The 20,851-nt window shown below is 72.4% G+C and carries 15 protein-coding genes; 3 read left to right on the forward strand and 12 right to left on the reverse strand.

Going from position 1 to position 20,851, the window contains the following annotated elements; translation table 11 throughout:
- Positions 1–96: 96 nt before the first annotated feature.
- The 5 genes from ACGF2Y_RS23195 to ACGF2Y_RS23215 all read right to left on the reverse strand — a co-directional run bounded on the left by ACGF2Y_RS23195 (position 97) and on the right by ACGF2Y_RS23215 (position 8,363).
- Positions 97–2,067 (reverse strand): ATP-dependent DNA helicase, encoded by a 1,971-nt coding sequence (locus tag ACGF2Y_RS23195; RefSeq protein WP_392950586.1) that lies wholly within the window; start codon positions 2,065–2,067, stop codon positions 97–99.
- Between the two features lie 38 nt (positions 2,068–2,105).
- Positions 2,106–4,043 (reverse strand): IucA/IucC family protein, encoded by a 1,938-nt coding sequence (locus tag ACGF2Y_RS23200; RefSeq protein ID WP_392950588.1) that lies wholly within the window; start codon positions 4,041–4,043, stop codon positions 2,106–2,108.
- A 60-nt stretch (positions 4,044–4,103) separates the two neighbouring features.
- Complete coding sequence (locus tag ACGF2Y_RS23205; RefSeq protein WP_392950590.1) at positions 4,104–4,871, reverse strand: GNAT family N-acetyltransferase; 768 nt, start codon at positions 4,869–4,871, stop codon at positions 4,104–4,106.
- A 158-nt stretch (positions 4,872–5,029) separates the two neighbouring features.
- A complete protein-coding gene (locus ACGF2Y_RS23210) occupies positions 5,030–6,940 on the reverse strand; it encodes an IucA/IucC family protein (RefSeq protein ID WP_392950593.1) in 1,911 nt (636 codons plus the stop codon).
- Positions 6,941–6,968: 28 nt separating this feature from the next.
- Positions 6,969–8,363 (reverse strand): diaminobutyrate--2-oxoglutarate transaminase family protein, encoded by a 1,395-nt coding sequence (locus ACGF2Y_RS23215; protein ID WP_392950596.1) that lies wholly within the window; start codon positions 8,361–8,363, stop codon positions 6,969–6,971.
- 354 nt (positions 8,364–8,717) lie between these two features.
- Between ACGF2Y_RS23215 and ACGF2Y_RS23220 the strand changes: the two genes are divergently transcribed.
- Together ACGF2Y_RS23220 and ACGF2Y_RS23225 are read left to right on the forward strand one after the other, a co-directional pair.
- Positions 8,718–9,887: a trypsin-like serine peptidase gene (locus tag ACGF2Y_RS23220; RefSeq protein ID WP_392950599.1), complete on the forward strand. Its 1,170-nt coding sequence runs from the start codon at positions 8,718–8,720 to the stop codon at positions 9,885–9,887.
- Positions 9,888–10,075: 188 nt separating this feature from the next.
- On the forward strand, positions 10,076–11,248 hold the full coding sequence (locus ACGF2Y_RS23225; RefSeq protein WP_392950602.1) for a trypsin-like serine peptidase: 1,173 nt from the start codon (positions 10,076–10,078) through the stop codon (positions 11,246–11,248).
- 84 nt (positions 11,249–11,332) lie between these two features.
- Here ACGF2Y_RS23225 and hflX read toward each other — a convergent pair whose 3' ends face one another.
- From hflX to miaA, 6 genes are all read right to left on the reverse strand, one after another.
- The gene (gene hflX / locus ACGF2Y_RS23230; protein WP_392950605.1) at positions 11,333–12,853 is read right to left on the reverse strand and encodes a GTPase HflX; all 1,521 of its coding nucleotides are present in this window, start codon (positions 12,851–12,853) and stop codon (positions 11,333–11,335) included.
- A gap of 131 nt (positions 12,854–12,984) precedes the next feature.
- Positions 12,985–14,430 (reverse strand): M1 family metallopeptidase, encoded by a 1,446-nt coding sequence (locus tag ACGF2Y_RS23235; RefSeq protein ID WP_392950607.1) that lies wholly within the window; start codon positions 14,428–14,430, stop codon positions 12,985–12,987.
- 182 nt (positions 14,431–14,612) lie between these two features.
- Positions 14,613–16,778: a RelA/SpoT family protein gene (locus ACGF2Y_RS23240; RefSeq protein ID WP_392950609.1), complete on the reverse strand. Its 2,166-nt coding sequence runs from the start codon at positions 16,776–16,778 to the stop codon at positions 14,613–14,615.
- A gap of 209 nt (positions 16,779–16,987) precedes the next feature.
- A complete protein-coding gene (gene dapF, locus ACGF2Y_RS23245) occupies positions 16,988–17,860 on the reverse strand; it encodes a diaminopimelate epimerase (RefSeq protein WP_392950612.1) in 873 nt (290 codons plus the stop codon).
- A gap of 174 nt (positions 17,861–18,034) precedes the next feature.
- Entirely contained in the window at positions 18,035–18,487 is a 453-nt protein-coding gene (locus ACGF2Y_RS23250; protein WP_392950696.1) for a hypothetical protein, read from the reverse strand.
- Between the two features lie 114 nt (positions 18,488–18,601).
- A complete protein-coding gene (miaA, locus tag ACGF2Y_RS23255; protein ID WP_392950614.1) occupies positions 18,602–19,540 on the reverse strand; it encodes a tRNA (adenosine(37)-N6)-dimethylallyltransferase MiaA in 939 nt (312 codons plus the stop codon).
- A 265-nt stretch (positions 19,541–19,805) separates the two neighbouring features.
- Between miaA and ACGF2Y_RS23260 the strand changes: the two genes are divergently transcribed.
- A complete protein-coding gene (locus ACGF2Y_RS23260; protein WP_392950617.1) occupies positions 19,806–20,051 on the forward strand; it encodes an antitoxin in 246 nt (81 codons plus the stop codon).
- A gap of 63 nt (positions 20,052–20,114) precedes the next feature.
- Here ACGF2Y_RS23260 and ACGF2Y_RS23265 read toward each other — a convergent pair whose 3' ends face one another.
- Entirely contained in the window at positions 20,115–20,834 is a 720-nt protein-coding gene (locus ACGF2Y_RS23265) for a class III extradiol dioxygenase subunit B-like domain-containing protein (RefSeq protein ID WP_392950619.1), read from the reverse strand.
- Between the last annotated feature and the right edge of the window lie 17 nt (positions 20,835–20,851).

Here is a 20,851-nt window from a genome sequence, read left to right on the forward strand (position 1 = left end):
CGGCTGTCCGCCCCGGGATCTCTGCCTAGGACGTCGATCATGACGTCGGTCCCGGGGCTTTGCCTTGCCCTGCCTGCCTCATTGGCAGGGCAACTCCTACTCCTTGTCGGCCTTGGCCTTGGCGTCGATGGCGGCCAGGGAGCGGCGCGCCTGGTTCCGGTCCGTGGTGTACCAGAAGTCCGGCAGCGAGGCGCGCAGATAGCTTCCGTACCGCGCGTTGGCGAGCCTCGGGTCCAGCACGGCGACGACGCCCTTGTCGCCCGTGGCCCGGACCAGCCGGCCCGCGCCCTGGGCCATCAGCAGAGCGGCGTGCGTCGCCGCCACCGCCATGAAGCCGTTGCCGCCCGCCTCCTCGACCGCCTTCTGCCGCGCGCTCATCAGCGGATCGTCCGGCCGGGGGAACGGGATCCGGTCCATGACCACCAGCTGACAGCTCGGGCCCGGGACGTCGACGCCCTGCCAGAGCGACAGGGTGCCGAAGAGGCAGGTCTCCGGGTCGGCCGCGAAGTTCTTGATCAGCTCGCCGAGCGTCTCCTCGCCCTGGAGGAGGATCGGCCTGTCCATGCGGCCCCGGAGCTCCTCGGCCGCCGCCTTGGCTCCCCGCATGGAGGAGAACAGGCCCAGCGTGCGACCGCCGGCCGCCTCCACCAGCTCGGCGAGCTCGTCCAGCATGTCCGTACGCGCCCCCTCGCGCCCCGGGGTGTTGAGATGACGGGCGACATAGAGGATGCCCTGCTTCGGGTAGTCGAACGGGGATCCGACGTCCAGCCCCTTCCACTGCGGGACGTCCTCGCCCGCCGTGCCCTCGGGGGCCAGCCCGAGAGACGCGCCCACGCCGTTGAAATCGCCGCCGAGCTTGAGGGTGGCCGAGGTCAGCACCACGGACCGCTCGGCGAAGAGCTTCTCGCGCAGCAGCCCGGAGACGGAGAGCGGAGCCACCCGCACGGAGGCCCCGAACCGGTCGTGCTGCTCGTACCAGACGACGTCGTACTCGGAGCCCTGGGTAATGCGCTCGGCGACGCCGTGGATCGACTCGACCGAGGCCAGGGCCTGCTTGCGTACGGCGTTCTCGTCCTCGACCGACTTGTCCCGGGTGGCGCCGATCGCGGAGATCACCGTGCGCGCCGCGTCACGCAGTGCCATCAGTGCGTACTCGAGGTCCTCGGGCACCTCTTCCAGACGCCCCGGGAGCGCCAGCTCCATGACCCGCTCGAAACCCTCGGCGGCGGTCTGGAGCGCGTCGGCGGCCTTCTCGTTGACCAGCTTCGCCGCCCGGCGGACCGCGCGGTTGACCTGGGCGGGGGTGAGCTCGCCGGTGGCGACGCCGGTGACCCGGGAGACCAGCTCATGGGCCTCGTCGACGATCAGGACCTCGTGCGGGGGCAGCACCGGCGCGCCCTCGATGGCGTCGATCGCGAGCAGCGCGTGGTTGGTGACGACCACGTCCGCGAGCTTCGCACGCTCGCGGGCCGCCTCCGCGAAGCACTCCGCGCCGTACGCGCACTTCGTCGCGCCCAGGCACTCACGCGAGGAGACCGAGATCTGCGCCCAGGCCCGGTCCGAGACGCCGGGGGTCAGATCGTCCCGGTCGCCCGTCTCCGTCTCGTCCGACCAGTCCCGCAGCCGCAGCAGGTCCTGGCCCAGCTTGCTGGACGGGGCCGCCGCCTCGAACTGGTCGAACAGCCCTTCCTCCTCGTCCTGCGGAACCCCTTCGTGGAGCCGGTGCAGGCAGAGGTAGTTCGACCGGCCCTTGAGCATGGCGAACTGCGGGCGCCGCCGCAGCAGCGGATGCAGGGATTCGACCGTACGCGGCAGGTCTCGCTCCACGAGCTGGCGCTGGAGGGCGAGGGTCGCCGTGGCCACGACGACCCGCTCCCCGTGCGCCAGGGCCGGCACCAGATAGCCGAGCGACTTGCCCGTACCGGTGCCGGCCTGGACGAGCAGGTGGGATTGGTCGTCGACGGCCTCGGCGACGGCTTCGGCCATGGTGACCTGGCCGGGCCTTTCCGTACCGCCGACAGCGGTGACGGCGGCGTGCAGGAGTTCGGGGAGGGGTGGCTTCGTCATAGCCCGACCAGCCTACGGCGCACCACTGACAACGGCGGTCACTCCCGGACGCGGGCGGAGGGGTGCAACGGGTTGGGAACCGTGCCGTGGATCGCCGCGTGCGGGCGGCTGGCACGGTCCCGGTAGCCGTCGACCAGCAGGCGGTTGCGGTTCAGGCAGAGGCGCTCGATCTCGGGGGTCAGCATGTCGAACAGCTCGAACCGCTCCTTCAGCTCCGGAAAACGGGCGTGGTGGCGGACGATCTCCGCCCGGACGAGTGACCAGAAAGCGTCCTCGGGCACCCCGAGCTGTTCCTCGCACAGGGGGGACAGATAGCGGAAGACGCCGACGAAGAGGCCGGAGTGGATGAACTGGGTGAGGAAGGACGGCTCCTCGGTGAGAAGGACGGCGCGGACCTCGTCGGGCATCGTGTCGTGCTCCGGCAGCGGGTGGGCGCTGACGTTGACGTCGTCGACGAAGTCCTTGATGGCGAGCCGTACGGGTACGTCGTTCTCGTCGAACACGACGATGGCGTTCTCGCCGTGCGGGGAGAAGACGGTGCCGTAGCGGTAGAGGAAGTGCAGCAGGGGCGGCAGCAGGGCGGCGAAGAGCCGCTTGAGCCAGGTGTCCGGGGACAGTCCGGAGCGCTCGACCAGTTCGGCGGTGAAGGCGCGGCCCGCCGGATCCGTATGCAGGAGGGAGGCGAGCGTGCGGGCGCGTTCGCCCGGGGCGAGGCGGGGCGGCAGGGGCTCCCGCCAGATCGCGCCGAGGATCTCCTTGTACTGGTAGGGCGCTTCCGGGAGGTGGTCGTACAGCGGATGCTCGACGGCGACGGAGGCGACCTCGCCGAGGAGGACGACCCGGCAGGTGTCGCGCAGGAACGGGTCGTCCGCGCACAGTCCCTGGACCCAGGCGGTGACCGCGGGGGCGGCGAGGGTCCGCTCGGTCGGCAGGCCACGCCAGACCAGGGTGTTGAGAATGGAGAGCGGGAGCTTCACGGTGTGCCGCTCGGGGTGCTCCACATTGGCGAACGTGCGAATGGACTGCTGCGGGAGGCGGGCGTCCCCGTCGGTGTGCAGGGCCACGATGTCGCCGTCGGCGATGGCCGGGGCGAAGAGCGGCACGATCCACTCGTCCCACTGCCAGGGGTGCACGGGGAGGTAGAGGTAGTCCCGCGGGTCGTGTCCCCTGGCCCGCAGGACCTCGCCGAAGGCGTCCCGGACGCTCGGGTCGAGCTCACCGGCGTACAGCTGGTCGGGGGTGGTGAGGCGGCCCACGCCCCGGTACTGCGCGATGCGGGTACTGACCGCGATCCACGGCAGCCGGAGCGGGCTGCGGGTCTCGGGGGCGAAGCGGGCGGCGTCGGCGGCGGAGAACCCGAGCCGTCCCTTGCTCGCCACCAGCCAGGGGTGGCCGGTCTGATGGCCTTCCAGCTCCGCGTAGTCCAGGGCGGCGAGCCGGTCAGCGGTGAGCGCGGTGTGGTCGAGCCGGGCGTCGGCGGACAGGGTCCGGGTCAGCTCGCGGATGAGATGGCCCAGCGTCGTGCCGTCGAGTCCGAGGAGGCCCCGGGCCCGGGTGAGGAACGCCAGCGGGTCGCCGAACGGCCGGGCCCCGGAGAGTGAACCGTTGGACTGCGCGGCGGGATGCGCCAGGGCCGGTGAGCCGTTGGCCTGCCGCGCGGCGGCCGGTGAGCCGTTGGTGTGGGCGGCCGGGGGCTGCTCGGTGACCTCGATCGAGTCGGGGTCGACGCGCCAGCTGCCGTAGACGCCGCGCCGGGCGGTGAAGGCGAGCACTCCCCCGTCGTCGAGGGTCAGCCGGTGGAGTCCGCCGGTCCCGGGCCCCGGTACCGGCTCGATGATCTTCTCGTAGGCGAACTCGCCGAGCATCTTGGCGAGAAGCCGTGCTGCGGCCCGGTCCCAGATCTGCCGGTTCAGCTCCGGAGGGCTGAACAGCTGCGGGGACTCGGCTGAATCACGGCTCGCGGGATATGTCGGCACGGGGACTCCTCCGGATGGAACCTATGAGGTTCGAGCGGTGTGGAAAGTGCGGCGAGTAAGTCACAGCTGGGCTCGGTACGTTCGGTCGCGGATCATCAGCGCGGCGCGTTTGTCGGGGAGATCCACTTCGGCGGAGAAGCGGAAGCCGGCACTGAGGAACGCGGATACGGATGGGGTGTTGCGCAGGTCCGGCTCGGCGACGACCCGTCCGCACCGAGGAAGGTTGTCCAGGACGAGGTCGGCGACGGCGCGGAGCAGAGTGGTGCCCACGCCCCGGCCCCGGTTGTTCACGCCCCCGATGAGGAGGTGGACACCGGTGTCGTGGGGGCGGGCCGGGTAGTGGCGGGCCAAGGGGTCGAGGTCGGCGCGGTAGATCTCCCAGTAGCTCACGGGCGTGCCGTCGAGCACGCCGAGGCAGGGGATGCTGCGTCCGTCCCCTTCGAGCTGGGTCCTGAGGTGGTCGGCGGTGACGGACTCGGGTCCGGCGAGCTCCCAGAAGGCCGCCACGGCGGGGTCGTTCATCCAGCGGCTGAGTACGGGGAGATCGCGCTCCGGCCGTACGGGCAGGAGCCCGAACTCACCCGCCGCCGTGGTCGCCGGCGGCCAGGCCCCCGGGTCGCCCAGCAGCTCATGGGAGGCCCCGGATCGGTCCCGGGCGTGGGTCGCCCCGGTGTTCCGCTCCCCGGCGATCAGGCCGAGGAGCTCCTCGGTGAGCTTGAGGTCGAGGGTGTCCTCGACGCCGGTGCTCCCGCCGTCGGGGGCGCCCCCGACGGCGGAGATCTCACCCGCGCCGCCGTCGGGCGGTGCGGCGGGGCGCCGGGTTCCCACCGGAGCGCCGGGTTCCGCTGAGCGGTCGGACTCCGCTGAGGCGCCGGGTTCCGCTGAGGGGTCGGCGGGAGGCACGGTGGCGCTCTCCTCTCTGGACCGGGTGCGGTCGGTGGGCTGCTGCGGAGCGGGTGCGCTCGGAGTCTGCCCGGTGCGGTGGCTCAGCTGTACAGCGGGTTGGCGATGGTGACGTACACCGACTGGGTGTCGACCGGTCCGACCAGCTCGTCGAGGCCGTGCAGCCGGGTCAGCAGGTTGGCCTTGCAGCGCAGTTGGCGGTTCTCCAGGAGATACGCGGGCAGCGGCGAGCCCAGTTCCGCGGCCTCGGTGAGGAACTGTCGCAGGACGGCGAGGAGTTCCTGCTCGTCGGCCAGGTGCTGGGCCCCGAACGCCCCGATGAGTCCGAGGACGTTGTTGATGCCGAGGTAGTAGGCGAACCGCTCGTCGGTGACCGGGTCGGAGACGAAGGTGTCGCTGACCGCGCCGATGCCGGGAAGCCGCTCCTCCAGCTCGGTGCGGCGGGAGTCGCGGAAGTAGTAGCCCTGGTTGTCCCGGTAGCGGCCGCCGACGGGCCAGCCGTCCGGGTCGAGGAGGACGAGGGTGTTCTGCTGGTGGGCTTCGAGCGCGACTCCGCCGTGGGCGTCGAGCCAGAGGACGGGGAGCACGACGTGGTCCAGATAGCGGCGGAACCATTCGACGGCGACGGCGGCGGGGGTGAGGCCGGTGCCGGCGGACAGCCGGGAGACGGCCTCGGCGAGCCGGGAGCGCATGCCGGGCTGTCCGGGCCGGGGGCGCTGCGCGGTGAGTCCCGCGATGCAGGCGGCGTCGTCGCCGGGGCCGAAGGGGTTGTGGCGGAGCATCACGTCGAGCCCGGTGACGGGTGAGCCCTCGGGGTCGTCGACGGCGAGCCAGGCGGGGTCCCGGACGATGTCGAAGCCGGGGTGCGCCCGCTGCCAGCGCTCGGCGAGTCCGGTCGACAGGAGGCGGTGGACCTCGACGCCCCGGTGCAGCTCCTTGCGGAGGTTCTCCCGGCGGGAGTTGGTGATGCGCACGCCGAGGGAGAGCTTGAGCATGACCCGCGCGCCGGGCCGGTGCACGGTGCGGATGGATGAGGTGGGGTGCCAGTGCTCGCCGTGGGGGCCGAGGTCGTGGAGCAGGCCGGTGTCGGCGAGGGCCCGGACCTGGGGGCGGTGGAGCAGATCGGCGGCCTGCCAGGGGTGGACGGGGACGGCGACGGTGCCGGGGGGCAGGCGCAGCCCTTCGGCGTACGGGGCGAGCAGCTCGTCGGCGGTGGCCGGACCGCCCGCGGTCCAGGCCGAGTCGGTGGCGGTCAGCGACCGGTCGACGGCGAACCAGTGGAGCGGGAAGGAGCCGTGGAGCTCCGGCGAATAGCGGCGGGCCTCCGACGCGGAGAGGCCTTCGCGGCTCTTGGGCGTGGGGTGGAGGGGGTGGCCGAGCAGCAGGGACTGTTCGGCGGTGAGGAAGAGGTCGGCCTCGGCGGGGTCCGCCGGGCTGCACCGCCGCTGCTCGATGAAGTCGGCGGTGTGGCGTACGGAGTCGGCTACCCGGGCGACCAGATCGCCCGCGCCGCTCTCGCCGCCCTCGCGGCCGATGAGGACGGCGACGGTGGCGGCGTCGGCGGGCGGGGCGTCGGCGGGGGCGTTCTCCAGGACGGGTGCGCCGAAGCGGTGGGCCCCGGTGGCGGACCAGTACCGCACGGGGACGAGCAGGGCGGTGCCGCTGGCGGGGAAGGCGATGCGCAGGGTGTCGCCGTCGGGGCGGGGCAGGTCGCTCTCCCGGGTCCAGCACCGCAGGAGGCTCTCCGTGCCCGCCGCGTCGGCGGCCCGCAGCGGGTCCGGATCGTCGAGCGCGTCGGGCCCCCGGTCCTGGTCCGTCGGCGCCCCGGGTCCCGGACCCGGTCCGTACGCAGGGGGGTTCGGGTCGCCGTGGCGCCCGGATTTCTGGCGGGGCACGGTCGTCGCCTCGACCGTGCCGGGGGCGGCCGGTCCGTCCTGCCCTCGGTGCTGGGGGGTGCCGGGGCCGTCGGCCTCGGACGCGGGGGTGGGGTTCACGGCGTTCTTCCTTGTGGGGATTCCGGGATCAGGTGATCGGCCCGGTGGTGGTCCGACGGTGCGGGGAGCGTGTCGCGGCTGCCAGCGCGTCGGCGAGACGGTCGACGACGGCACTCGCCTGCTCGTCGGTGAGGGTGAGGGGCGGCAGAAGGCGGACCACGGCGTCGTGCCGGCCGCCCAGTTCGACGATGAGGCCGCGCCGCAGGCATTCCTGCTGGACGGCGAGGGCGAGGGCCGGGTCGGGCGGCGGGGCCGGGGTGTGGTCGCCGGCTTCGGCGGACAGGGGCGCGCGTTCGGGATCCACCAGCTCCAGGCCGATCATCAGTCCCCGCCCCCGAACGTCACCGATTCCCGGGTGGTGCGCCCGCAACTCCGTCAGGCGGGCGAGCATCCAGGACCCCAGGACCGCCGCGCGGTCCGCCAGTTGGTTCTCCCTGACGTACGCGAGCGTGGCCGCGCCCGCCGCCATGGCGAGCTGGTTGCCACGAAACGTACCCGCGTGCGCGCCCGGCTGCCAAAGATCCAGCTCAGCGCGGTAGACGATCACGGCCAGCGGCAGCGAACCGCCGATCGCCTTGGAGAGGACCATGACGTCGGGCACGATGCCGCTGTGCTCCACGGCCCAGAAGGCGCCGGTCCTGCCGACCCCGGTCTGCACCTCGTCGGCGATGAGCGGAATGGAGCGGTCCGCGGTGATCCCGCGCATGCGGCGCAGCCAGGAGTCCGGGGCGGGGTTGACGCCGCCCTCGCCCTGGACCGGCTCCACGATCATCCCGGCCGGGGCCGGCACCCCGCCCTTGCGGTCGTCCAGGAGGTGTTCGGTCCAGCGGGCGGCGAGCGCGGCTCCGTGTTCGCCGCCGGTCCCGAACGGGCAGCGGTAGTCCTGCGGGAAGGGCAGCCGGGTGACCCGTACGTCGGTGGCGCCGCCGGAAGCCTCCAGGGCGCCGGCGGTCATGCCGTGGTACGCGCCGGTGAAGGCCAGCAGGCCGGTGCGCCCGGTCGCGGCCCGGACCAGTTTGAACGCGGCCTCGACGGCGTCCGTGCCGGCGGGGCCGCAGAACTGGATGCGGGCGTTGTCGGCGAACTCCCGCGGCAGCGTGGCGAACAGCTCGGTGGTGAAGGCGTCCTTGACCGGGGTGGCGAGGTCCAGCACGTGCAGGGGCGCGCCGGAGTCGATGACCTTACGGATGGCTTCGAGCACGACGGGGTGGTTGTGCCCGAGCGCCAGGGTGCCGGCGCCCGACAGGCAGTCGAGGTAGCGGCGTCCGTCGGCGCCCTCGATGGTGAGTCCGCGGGCGCGCACCGGGACGATCGGCAGGGACCGTGCGTAGGTGCGGGCCGCCGATTCACGCAGGGACTGCCGGCGGAGGATGCCTTCGTGTGCGGAGGGCGGCGCCACCGGTGCGGGTTCGGTCACGGACACGGCTCTTGATCCTCCAGCGGTAACAGTTGCGTTGCACGTCGGTACGTTCTCGCGCGGACGCACCGAGGGCGTGAACGCTGTCCTGGTGTCCCCCGTACGTACCAACGACGCCGTCCGCGATGGATCACGGCCGAATCGGAACATCCTCGCGGCGGCGGAACCGCGGACCTGCCGCGTGCCGTCACCATCGGCACCGGCATAGTGGGGGCCGCACAGCGGCGCGGAAGCACCTGATCCGCGCCCGAAGTGTCCGCAATGCAGCACGAGTACCGAGTGACGAAGTCCCAGGGGGATCACGAGATGCGACCCATTCGCCCGACCGATACCGCACGGCGCGGGAGGCGCGCACGGCGTATGCCGTCCACCGCGCTGGCCGCGACCGCCGTCGCCGCCGTGCTGGCGCTCACCGCCACCGCGTGCGGCCCGGAGGAGGACAACGCGGTCTCCACGCCCAGCGCCTCGGCCGATCAGTCGTCCGACGGCAAGGTCACCATTCCGGACGAGCTGAAGAACCGGCTCAAGGAGCACGGGATCGACCCCGACAAGTGGCGGGACGGGGAGTGGAAGAACTGGGACAAGGACAAGTGGCTGCGTGAGGCCAAGGACTTCGTCAACCCGGTCATCGACGGCCTGTGGGACCCGGACCGGATGCGGGAGGCCGACAAGCCGCCGGAGAACCCGGTCGACAACGACATCTCGGGCGACGACGGCGTGACGGACCCGACGCCGTCCCCGGTCCGGGCGGCCGGTGTCGCGACGCCGTACCACGACAACGCCCCGGAGTCCGGGAAGCTGCTCTTCGACGGCCCCCAGGGCTCGATGGTCTGTTCCGCGACCGTGGTGAAGGACCCGGCGAACCCCGGCAGGTCCAACATGGTGTGGACCGCCGGGCACTGTGTCCACGCGGGCAAGAAGGGCGGCTGGTACCGCAACATCGCCTTCGTCCCGGCGTACAACAACGACGGCCTGTCGCTGGCCGAGCTGGAGACCGCGTCCAAGGAGAAGATCGCTCCCTACGGTGTGTGGTGGGGCCAGTGGGCCCAGACCTCCGAGCAGTGGATCGCCGAGGGCGCGGCGGTCGGCGGCCAGGGCGCCCCGTACGACTTCGCGGTGCTGCACGTGGCGCCGGAGAAGGGCGCGGGCGGCAAGTCGCTGGAGGAGACGGTCGGTTCGGCGCTGCCGGTGGAGTTCGACGCTCCCGCCGTGCCGGAGATCGCCGGCATGACGGCCACGGGCTACCCGGCCGCGCCGCCGTTCGACGGTCAGAAGCTGCTCCAGTGCCAGGACGAGCCGGGCCGTCTCTCGGTCCGCCAGGACGAGCCGACGATGTACCGCATCGGCTGCACGATGACCGGTGGCTCCTCCGGCGGCGGCTGGGTCGCGGCGGGCCGGGACGGCAAGCCCGCCCTGGTCTCGAACACCTCGATCGGCCCGGTCACGGCGGGCTGGCTGGCCGGTCCGCGGCTCGGTAAGGAGGCCGAGGGCATCTACCGCGCGGTCAGCGAGAAGTACGCGGGCCGGTAGGCCCGGCGACGGGATTCTCCGCACGGGACCTCATCCTCGGCCCCTGGCACGGCAGTCGCCGGCCGGGGGCCGCGCTTGACCGGCGGTGAACCCCGGGATCATGCATGACAAGCACATGACACACTGCGACCGGATATCCACGCACGCGAAACAACCGTACGACTCAGCCGCTCAGGGGGTTCTCTTCCATGCGATCGATACGTCCGCTGCTGGCCGCTACCGGCCTCGTCGCGGCGCTCACACTGACGGCCACAGCCTGTGGCCCGGACGAGGACGCCGCTGCCGCGAAGCCGTCGGCCACCGACGAGGCCTCCGGCAAGGACCCCGCCGCCGGCCTTCCCGGCGAACTGGGCGACGCCCTGGAGAAGCACGGGGTGGACCCGGAGAAGTGGAAGGACGGGGAGTGGAAGAACTGGGACAAGGACCGCTGGCTCCGCAAGGCCGAGGACTTCGTCAACCCGGTCATCGACGGCCTGTGGAAGCCGGACCGGATGGCGTCGGCCGAGGAGCCCGCCAAGACGATGGCGGCCGGTGACCTCTCCGCCGGGCAGGACGTCAGCGACCCGGAGCCCGCCCCGGTACGGGCCAAGCCGGAGAAGCTGCCCTACCACCGGCATGCCGCACCGGTCGGCAAGGTCTTCTTCGACTCGCCCAAGGGCTCCATGGTCTGCTCGGGCACGGTCGTGAAGGACCCGAAGAACCCCGGCCGGTCGAACCTCGTGTGGACCGCCGGGCACTGCGTGCACGCCGGCGCGGGCGGCGGCTGGTACCGCAACATCGTCTTCGTGCCCTCGTACAACGACCAGGGCAAGAACGCGGCGCAGCTGCGGACCGCGCGGCCGCAGGAGATCGCCCCCTACGGCACCTACTGGGCGGACTGGGCCGCGTCCTCCGGCGAGTGGATCTCCGGCGGTGGCCCGACGGGCGGAGCGGGCGCGCCGTACGACTACGCGATCCTGCATGTGAAGCCTTCGAGCGGCACGAAGTCGCTGGAGGAGACGGTGGGCAACGCGCTGTCGGTCTCCTTCGACGCCCCCGAGGTCCAGCGGATCAGCGGCATGGGCGCCTGGGGCTACCCGGCCGGTCCGCCCTACGACGGGCTGCTGATGCACCGGTGCGTCGACCGTCCCGGCCGGCTCTCGATCGCCCCGGGCACTCCGGTCATGTACCGGATCGGCTGCACGATGACCGGCGGCTCCTCCGGCGGCGGCTGGTTCGTCGCCGGGCCGGACGGGAAGTCGATGCTGGTGTCCAACACCTCGATCGGCCCGGTCACCGCCGGCTGGCTGGCCGGCCCTCGGCTCGGTGAGGACGCCCGGCGCACCTTCACGATGATGAGCGAGAAGTTCGCCGGTCGCTGAGGGCTGTACGTACGCCGAAGGCCCGGCCCTCCTGGAGATTCCTGGAGGGCCGGGCCTTCGGTTCGTCGTGCGGTGCCGCGATCGTCAGTGCGCGGCGGGGACGAAGGTCCCGAGCTCCGCGGCCAGCTCCTCGTGGACCTGGGCCTTGAGCAGGGTGCCATCGGCGGTGTGCTCCTCGGAGAGCACCTCGCCCTCGGCGTGCACCCGGGAGACCAGAGCCCCCTGGATGTACGGCACGAGCACCTCGATCTCGACGGACGGACGGGGCAGCTCGGCGTCGATGAGCGCGAGGAGCTCGTCGATTCCGGCGCCGGTCCTGGCCGAGACCGTGATGGCGTACTTCTCGTTGCGCAGCAGCCGCTGGAGGACCAGGGGGTCCGCCGCGTCCGCCTTGTTGATCACGACGATCTCGCGTACGTCCACCGCGCCGACGTCCCGGATGACCTCGCGCACCGCGGCGAGCTGCTCCTCCGGCACCGGGTGGGAGCCGTCCACCACGTGGAGGATGAGATCGGACTCGCCGACCTCCTCCATGGTGGAGCGGAACGCCTCGACGAGGTGGTGCGGCAGATGCCGGACGAACCCGACGGTGTCGGCCAGGGTGTAGATACGGCCGCTCGGCGTCTCGGCCCGGCGGACGGTCGGGTCCAGGGTGGCGAACAGGGAGTTCTCCACCAGGACACCGGCCCCGGTCAGGCGGTTGAGGAGCGAGGACTTGCCGGCGTTGGTGTATCCGGCGATGGCGACGGAGGGCACCTTGTTGCGCTTGCGCTCCTGCCGCTTGATCTCGCGGCCGGTCTTCATCTCCGCGATCTCCCGGCGCATCTTCGCCATCTTCTCGCGGATCCGTCGCCGGTCCGTCTCGATCTTGGTCTCACCGGGACCACGCGTGGCCATGCCGCCACCGCCGCTGGAACCGCCGCCGCCCATCTGACGGGAGAGCGACTGACCCCAGCCGCGCAGCCGCGGCAGCATGTACTGCATCTGGGCCAGCGAGACCTGTGCCTTGCCCTCGCGGGACTTGGCGTGCTGGGCGAAGATGTCGAGGATCAGCGCGGTCCGGTCGACCACCTTCACCTTGACGACGTCTTCCAGGTGGATCAGCTGGCCGGGGCTCAGCTCACCGTCGCAGACGACGGTGTCGGCACCGGATTCGAGCACCATGTCACGGAGCTCCAGCGCCTTGCCCGAGCCGATGTAGGTGGCCGGGTCCGGCTTGTCGCGCCGCTGGTACACCGCGTCCAGCACCTGTGCGCCCGCCGTCTCGGCGAGTGCGGCGAGCTCCGCGAGGGAGATCTCCGCGTCGTGCACCGTCCCCGAGGTCCAGACGCCCACCAGCACCACGCGCTCCAGGCGCAGCTGGCGGTACTCGACCTCGGTGACGTCCTCGAGCTCCGTGGAGAGACCGGCCACGCGCCGCAGCGCGGCACGCTCGGAGCGGTCCAGCTGGTCGCCGTCCCGCGCTCCGTCGATCTCCTGGCTCCAGGCGACGTCCTCTTCCATCAGGGCGTCGGCCCGAAGGCTTTCGGTGAGGCTCTCGGGGGTGTTCTCCGTGGCGCTCTGCGCGTCCTGCGCGTCCTGGGGAAGGGAAGAAGAGGAGGTCATTGGATCCTTACGTCGATAGAAGTCTTTACGTCAGTCACAACGTGTGATCTTCCCGGATGATTCCCTTCCGGGAACCCCGGTGCGTCCCGCCGCGCCGACGCGTCGATAGTGGCACGGCCCCACCGGGCCCGTCACGCGGGTTTCGCGCTGCTCCAGTCGGGGTGGCCGGGCATCGCCGGGGTCTTCTTCCCGTACAGCCAGCCGTCGAAGAAGGCGGTCAGGTCCCGTCCCGCGATGCCGGACGCCAGCCGGGTGAAGTCCTCGGTGGCCGCCGTGGAGTCCCGGTGCACCCGGACCCAGGTGCGCTCCAGCCGGTCGAACGCGGCCTCGCCGATCTCCTGGCGCAGGGCGTAGAGCACCAGCGCGCTGCCGTCGTACATGACCGGGCGGAACAGGCTGAGCTTCTGCCCCGGGACCGGGCCGTCCGGGTGCGCCGGAGGGCCGCCGTCCGCGCGCCAGCCGTCGGAGAGCGTGTACGCGTGCCGCATCCGCCGCTCCAGGGTCACACCCCCGTTCTCCTCGGCGTACCGGGCCTCGTACCAGCTGGCGTGTCCTTCGTTGAGCCACAGGTCGGACCAGCTCTCGGGCGAGACGCTGTTGCCGAACCACTGGTGGGCCAGCTCGTGGATCATCACCGAGTCGACGTACCACTCCGGGTAGCCGGGCTCGGTGAAGAACGACTTCCCGAACAGCGAGAGCGTCTGGGTCTCCAGGGCGAAGCCGATGGGGCTGTCGGCGACGAGTACCCCGTACGTCTCGAAGGGGTAGCGCCCGACCTGCTTCTCCATCCACTCCAGCTGGGCCGGGGTCTTCTTCAGCCACGGCTCCAGCGTCTTGCGGTCGGCGGCCGGGACGACGTCGCGGACCGGCAGTCCGTGCGGTCCCGTGCGGTGCGCGACGGCGGAGCTGCCGATGGAGACCTGGGCCAGCTCGGTGGCCATGGGGTGCTCGGTGCGGTACGTCCAGGTGGTCGTGGCCCCGCGCCGGGTCTTCCCCGCGGGCAGGCCGCCCGCGACCGCCGTCAGCTTCTCCGGGGCGGTGATCCGGAAGGTGAAGTACGCCTTGTCCGAGGGGTGGTCGTTGCTCGGGAAGACGCGGTGGGCGGCGTCGGCCTGGTTGGCCATGGCGAGCCCGTCGGCGGTACGGACCCAGCCGCCGTCGTCCCCGGATCCGCTCGGGTCGCTGGTGTGCCGGACGGTGATGTTCAGCGGTACGCCCGCGGGGAGACGGCGGGGGGCCCGGACGACCAGGTCCTCACGCTTGCTGCCGAAGTCGGCGGCCCGTCCGTTGACCTCGACCCCGTGGACGGTGCCCCGGGCGAAGTCGAGGTTGATCCGGTCCAGTGCGGCGGTGGTGCGGGCCCTGATCTTCGTGACGGCGTCCAGGGGCTCGGTGTTGCTGCCGTGGTACGTGAGGTCGATGTCGTACGCGAGTACGTCGTAGCCGGGGTTGCCCAGCTCGGGGAAGAGCCGGTCTCCGATGCCCAGGGGCTCGGGGGCGGGCAGGGTGGCGGCGACGAGAGTGGCCGAGGCAGTCGCCAGCAGGGCGGCGCGCAGGCGGCGGGTCAGGAGCGGCATGGACTACCGCTATCAGCGCTCGTCGGTCCCGGCGGGGAGCCGCGCTCCACACCACCCGAACGAGAACGCACCGCCGGGGGTGGAACAGCTCGGCCGGCCGGAACAGGCCGCTTCCGGAGCGAGCCGCTTCGGACGAGCCGTTTCGGGCGCGCTGATTTCGGACGAGCTGCTTACGGATTGGCTCAGCCGGACGAGGACGGTTGCTGGGCGCGGCTGACGTCGTAGACCCCGGCGACCTCGCGCATGGCGCGCATCAGGGCGGGAAGACCCGCCGCATCGGGGAGCTGGAGGGTGTAGGTGTGGCGGACCCGCTGCTCACTGGGCGGCTCCACGGTGGCGGAGAAGATCGCCGCCCCGGCGGTGGCGATGGCCTCGGTGAGGTCGGCGAGGAGCCGGGGCCGGCCGAAGGACTCGGCGACGAGGGTGACCCGGCAGCCCGCGTCGGACTCCCGGCCCCCGGCGTCCGCCCAGCGGGCCCCGACCGGGGCACGGCCGATCTCCTGCATGGCGGCCACGGCGGGGCACTCGCGGCGGTGCACGGTGACCGCGCCGCCGCGGACGACGAAGCCGGTCAGCTCGTCGGGGGGCACCGGCGTGCAGCAGCCGGCCAGGCGCACCGGCGCGCCCGGCCCGTCGACGACGACGCCGGTGGAGCGGGGGCCGGACCGGGTGCGCGCCGGCGCGACGGCCTGAGCGTCGCGTACCGGGGCGCCGACGGCCGGCTCGGGCCGGCCGGGTCCGCTCGCGTCCACGGTCTCCGGGCCGGGCTTCGCCTCGTCGGGGTGGTCGGTGAGCCAGCCGGTGATCGCGATCCGGGCGGCGGGGGTACGCACATGGTCGAGCCAGTCGGGCGAGGGGCCGGAGGCGGTGTCCTGGGCGAGCAGCAGCTGCACGGTGTCGCCGTCGCTGAGGACCGTGCTCAGGGTGGCGAGGCGGCCGTTGACCCGGGCCCCGATGGAGGTGTGCGCGCGGTCGCCGTACTGCGCGTAGGCGGCGTCGACGCAGCTGGCCCCGGCGGGCAGCCCGACGGTGCCGCCGTCGGTGCGGAACACGGTGATCTCGCGGTCCTGGGCGAGGTCGTCGCGCAGGGTGGTCCAGAAGGTGTCGGGGTCGGTGGCGGACTCCTGCCAGTCCAGCAGCCGGGAGAGCCAGCCGGGCCGGGTCGGGTCGGCGCGCTCGTCGGACGGCTCGGTCTGCGGGGCGGCGGTGTGGTCCTGGGCGTACGGGTTGCCCAGCGCGACGACGCCCGCTTCGGCGACCTTGTGCATCCGGTGCGTACGGATGAGGACTTCGGCGACGGCGCCCCCGGGGCCGACGACGGCAGTGTGCAGCGACTGGTACAGGTTGAACTTGGGGGCGGCGATGAAGTCCTTGAACTCGGAGATCACCGGGGTGAAGCAGGTGTGCAGTTCACCGAGGACGGCGTAGCAGTCGGCGTCCTCGCCGACGAGGACGAGCAGCCGGCCGAAGTCGGTGCCGCGCAGTTCACCGCGTTTCCTGCGGACCCGGTGCACGGAGACGAAGTGGCGTGGCCTGATCAGGACTTCGGCGCTGATACCGGCGGCCCGCAGGGTGTGCCGTACGTTGTCGGCGATGGTTTCGAGGGGGGCGTCCTGGCCTGCCGCGGCGCTGATCAGGGCGCGGGTGTGCTCGTACTCCTCGGGTTGCAGGATCGCGAAGACCAGGTCCTCCAGCTCGGTCTTGAGCGCCTGCACGCCGAGCCGTTCGGCGAGCGGGATGAGGACGTCCCGGGTGACCTTGGCGATCCTGGCCTGCTTCTCGGGGCGCATCACACCGAGGGTGCGCACGTTGTGCAGCCGGTCCGCGAGCTTGATCGACATGACCCGGACGTCGTTGCCGGTGGCGACGAGCATCTTGCGGAAGGTCTCCGGTTCGGCGGCGGCGCCGTAGTCTACCTTCTCCAGCTTGGTGACGCCGTCGACGAGATAGCAGACCTCGTCGCCGAACTGCTCCCGCACCTGATCGAGCGTCACCTCCGTGTCCTCGACGGTGTCGTGGAGCAGGGAGGCGGTGAGGGTGGTGGTCTCGGCGCCGAGCTCGGCGAGGATCAGGGTGACGGCCAGCGGGTGCGTGATGTACGGCTCGCCGCTCTTGCGCATCTGGCCGCGGTGCGAGGACTCCGCGAGGACGTACGCCCGCCGCAGGATGGTGAGGTCGGCGTCGGGGTGGTGGGCGCGGTGCGCCTCGGCGACGTGTCCGATGGCATCGGGCAGCCGGTCGCGGGAGACCGGGCCGCGCAGTGCCACCCGGCCCAGTCTGCGCAGATCGATCCGGGGGCGGCTCCGCCTGCGAAGGGGGGCGCCCGGATCGGCGGCCTCTGCACTCATGGGCACCTCCGGCGACGTCGACCGGCGCTGGGGAGGAGCGGATGCCCCTCAGGGCCGGTGCTTGATGCTATCGACCCCACCACGTGGCGCAGTCCAGCTCTCGCCCAGCGTGAAACGGATCACCCATTCGAGCGAAGCTCCGGCCGATCACCGTTTCGAGCGAATCCGGCCGGGTGGCTGCTTCGGGACGGTCTCGGGTCGCAGGTTTCCTAGAGGGCTTCCGTGTCGAGCCAGGACGGGTCGATGACGCCCTCGGCGACGATCACGGCGGGTCCGGTCATGTCGATCGCGCCGTCGGGGTGCTCGGTGATGACGAGCGTGCCGCCGGGAAGATCCACCCGGTACGTGGCGGGGAGGCCGGTCCCGGCGGGGTCGGCGCCGTCGCGGCGGGCGGTGGCGACGGCGACCGCGCAGGCGCCGGTGCCGCAGGACCGGGTCTCGCCGGAGCCCCGCTCGTGGACGCGCATGCCGACGTGGCGCGGGCCCCGGTCGACGACGAATTCGACGTTGACGCCCTCGGGGTAGACGGCCTCGGGGCTGATGGGCGGGGCGGTGAACAGATCACCGGCATGGCCGAGGTCGTCGACGAAGGCGACGGCGTGCGGGTTGCCCATGTTGACGTTGCGGGCGGGCCAGCTGCGGTCGCCGACGCTGACCGTGACGCTCTCCTCGGGCAGCAGCGCGCGTCCCATGGAAACCGTGATGTCGCCGTTCTTGGCGAGGTGCACGCGCTTGGGGCCGCCCCGGGTGGCGACGGTGAGGTCGCCCTCCTCGACGAGACCGGCGCGCTGAAGGTAGTGGGCGAAGACGCGAACGCCGTTGCCGCACATCTCGGCGATCGAGCCGTCCGCGTTGCGGTAGTCCATGAACCACTCGGCGGCGTCCGCCATGTCCCGCGCTTCGGGGTGGGCGGCGGACCGCACGACGTGCAGCAGTCCGTCCCCGCCGATGCCGGCCCGGCGGTCGCAGAGCCGGGCGACGACGGCGGCGGGCAGCGTGAGGGCGTTGTCCGGGTCCGGGACGATCACGAAGTCGTTCTCGGTGCCGTGACCCTTGAGGAAGGCGATCTGCGAGGTGCTCACAGGCCAACTGTACGAGGCGGCACCGACAACCCGCACGAGCGGACCCGGCGCTCTGGCCCGTGCACCCGCCCGACGCGACCCAGCACCCCGGTCCGTGCACCCGCACGACTCGACCCGGTGTCCGGGCCTGTGACCCGCGCGATCGGACCCGGTGTACCGGGCCCACCGCGGCCGTCAGCGCAGCCGGGCCACGCGCCAGACGGCGAGGGCGACCAGGGCGACGCCGGTCGCGACGTACAGCGCGATCACCCGCCAGTCGGGGCGGTCGCCCGAGCCGCGGGAGGGCAGTCCCGGCCAGGTGTGGCCGACGCGGCGGGCCGCCATCATGCCCCAGCCGGCCGCGCAGCAGCTGATCAGGAGCCCCAGCATGGCGACGATCGCGCCGCCGTCGCCGAACTCGAAGGCGAGGGGGAAGGCGAACATCAGCGAGCCGACCGCGGCCAGCACGATGATGGGCGCGAGCTGCCAGATCCGCAGCTTGCGGGTGGGCCGCAGCTCGACCTCGACCTCGGGGGGCACGTCCTGCTCGTCGGGCCCGTCCGGGCTCAGCCGTCCCGCGGTCTCCCGCGGTGACGGCACGTCGTGCTCTGTGTCGCGCTGCTCCGTGTCGCGAGGGCCGGCCTCCATCGCCACGCGCCCTCCCAACTCGGAACTCGGACTCCACTGGTGGATCGATGCTCGATGATGGCACGATCACGGGCGCCGAATTGACGGGCGGAGCTTCCCGATGCCATCACGTGATCAGGCTGTGACCGCTCGTTCGACCAACGTCAGCGCCCGGTGCGGGAGTTCCCGCCGGTCTCGGTGTCCGCCGGCGAGCCACACGACACGCGGGTCGCGGCGGAACCACGAGTCCTGACGGCGGGCGAAGCGCTTGGTGGCGCGCACGGTCTCGGCCCGCGCGTCGTCCTCGGTGCACTCCCCCGCGAGCGCCGCGAGGATCTGCTGATAGCCGAGGGCCCGCGAGGCCGTGAGGCCCTCGCGCAGCCCGGAGGCCTCCAGGGTGCGCACCTCGTCCACGAGTCCCGCCTCCCACATCCGGTCGACGCGCAGCGCGATGCGCTCGTCCAGTTCGGGGCGGTCCACATCGACGCCGATCTGTACGGAGTCGTAGACAGGCTCGTCGCCGGGGAGGTTGGCGGTGAAGGGCTTGCCGGTGATCTCGATGACTTCGAGGGCGCGGACGATACGGCGGCCGTTGCTCGCCAGAATGGACCGGGCGGCGTCCGGGTCGGCGGCGGTGAGGCGTTCGTGCAGGGCGCCCGAGCCGCGCTCGGCCAGCTCCGCTTCGAGACGGGCGCGCACCTCGGGGTCCGTACCGGGGAACTCCAGGGCGTCGATGGTGCCCTTCACGTACAGCCCGGATCCGCCGACCAGGACGGGCGTGCGTCCTTCGGCGAGCAGCCGGTCGATCTCCAGGCGGGCCAGGCGCTGGTACTCGGCGACGCTGGCCGCCTCGGTGACGTCCCAGATGTCCAGCAGCCGGTGCGGCACGCCGTCACGCTCGGGGAGCGTCAGCTTCGCGGTGCCGATGTCCATCCCCCGGTAGAGCTGCATGGAGTCGGCGTTGATCACCTCGCCGCCGAGCCGCTGGGCGAGAAAGACCCCCAGATCCGATTTTCCGGCTGCGGTGGGGCCTACGACGGTGATGACGCGGGGGGCGGAGGTGGGAGGGGTCACCCGGACAGTCTCCCAAATATCCGGACCGTCCCGAACACACCGGGTGCGGAGGGCGAACACACCGAGTACGGAAGGCGACCGGGCCGCGTGCGGAAGGCAACCGAACCGAGTGCGGAAGGCGACGTCAAGGATGCGCTCGGAAAACGCCGCAGGGCGCTGCAGGGCGCTATAGGGCGCGTAAAAACGGCAGGAACGGACAGGTGACGGACAATGGGGGCGGGAGAACGCTCCCGCGAACAGTCCTCACTGCACGGAAGGTGACCCAATGGGGTTCCTGGACAACCTGAAGGCCAAGCTGGGACCGGCCAAGGACAAGGTCAGTGACCTCGCGCAGCAGCACGGGGGCAAGATCGAGCAGGGCCTCGACAAGGCCGCACGCACGGTCGACCAGAAGACCAAGGGCAAATACAGCGACAAGATCGATTCGGGTACGCGCAAGGCCAAGGAGGCCGTGGACAAGCTGGGGCAGAAGGACGGGGGCACCCCTCCTCCGCCGCCGCCCGCTTCCTGACGCGGTGGCCGGGCCCCGGCGGCGGGTGTGGAGCCGAGTGCTCCGCGCCCGCCGCCGGTCCGTTCAGGACCAGGCGGCGACGGTGTAGCCCACGCCGTACGGGGCGTCCTCGTACAGCAGCCGTCCGGCGAGACCGGCGTCCCGCGCGGCGCCGCCGAGCAGCTGCCAGGGGGCCCGGCCGGCCGCCTTCAGCTCATGGGCGAGCGTCACGTCGAGCGCCGCGAGGGCGTCGAGGTCCGCGGCGCCGAGCGCTTCGGTGGCCCGTACGTCGAAGGCGGCGGCCCGGTCGTCGAGGTAGCCGGGCGCCTTGAGGGTGCGGCAGGCGCTGCCGTCGCCCATCACCAGGAGCGCGACCCGCTCGGCACGGCGGGCGAGGGAGCGTCCGGCCTCCGCACACTGCTCGGCGGCCTCCCGCTCCGCCACGGCGAGCCCTTCGACGGGAGCGCCCGCCCATCGGGCCCAGCCCAGCAGCCATGCGCCCACCGTGAGGGACTGGGGCAGCGGCCGGCCCGGGGCGGCGGCGCCCCGGGGTGCGTCGCCGAGCATCACGCCGAGGTCCACGCCGACGCCCTGGAAGGAACCGCGCGCCCCCGCCGGGTAGGGCCCGGCGGACCGGTCGTCGCCCGGCCCCACGACGACGAGCAGGTCCGGGCGCGAGGCGGCGAGCACCCCCACGGCGTCGAGGCACGCGTCACGCGCGGCGGCGAGCTCGGGGGCGGCCCCGGCGGCGACCTCGGGCACCAGGAGTGGCGGACAGGGGCACACGGCGGCGGCGACAAGCATGGCGGTCAGCGTACTTG

Source organism: Streptomyces sp. NPDC048142 (assembly GCF_043202835.1).
Lineage (GTDB): Bacteria > Actinomycetota > Actinomycetes > Streptomycetales > Streptomycetaceae > Streptomyces.

Excerpts from the sequence above, each read along its gene's own strand:
- hflX (WP_392950605.1), bottom strand. The coding sequence starts at position 12,853 with ATGACCTCCTCTTCTTCCCTTCCCCAGGACGCGCAGGACGCGCAGAGC.
- ACGF2Y_RS23250 (WP_392950696.1), bottom strand. The coding sequence starts at position 18,487 with ATGGAGGCCGGCCCTCGCGACACGGAGCAGCGCGACACAGAGCACGAC.
- ACGF2Y_RS23195 (WP_392950586.1), bottom strand. The coding sequence starts at position 2,067 with ATGACGAAGCCACCCCTCCCCGAACTCCTGCACGCCGCCGTCACCGCT.
- ACGF2Y_RS23265 (WP_392950619.1), bottom strand. The coding sequence starts at position 20,834 with ATGCTTGTCGCCGCCGCCGTGTGCCCCTGTCCGCCACTCCTGGTGCCC.
- ACGF2Y_RS23240 (WP_392950609.1), bottom strand. The coding sequence starts at position 16,778 with ATGAGTGCAGAGGCCGCCGATCCGGGCGCCCCCCTTCGCAGGCGGAGC.
- ACGF2Y_RS23220 (WP_392950599.1), top strand. The coding sequence starts at position 8,718 with ATGCCGTCCACCGCGCTGGCCGCGACCGCCGTCGCCGCCGTGCTGGCG.
- ACGF2Y_RS23235 (WP_392950607.1), bottom strand. The coding sequence starts at position 14,430 with ATGCCGCTCCTGACCCGCCGCCTGCGCGCCGCCCTGCTGGCGACTGCC.
- ACGF2Y_RS23225 (WP_392950602.1), top strand. The coding sequence starts at position 10,076 with ATGCGATCGATACGTCCGCTGCTGGCCGCTACCGGCCTCGTCGCGGCG.
- ACGF2Y_RS23260 (WP_392950617.1), top strand. The coding sequence starts at position 19,806 with ATGGGGTTCCTGGACAACCTGAAGGCCAAGCTGGGACCGGCCAAGGAC.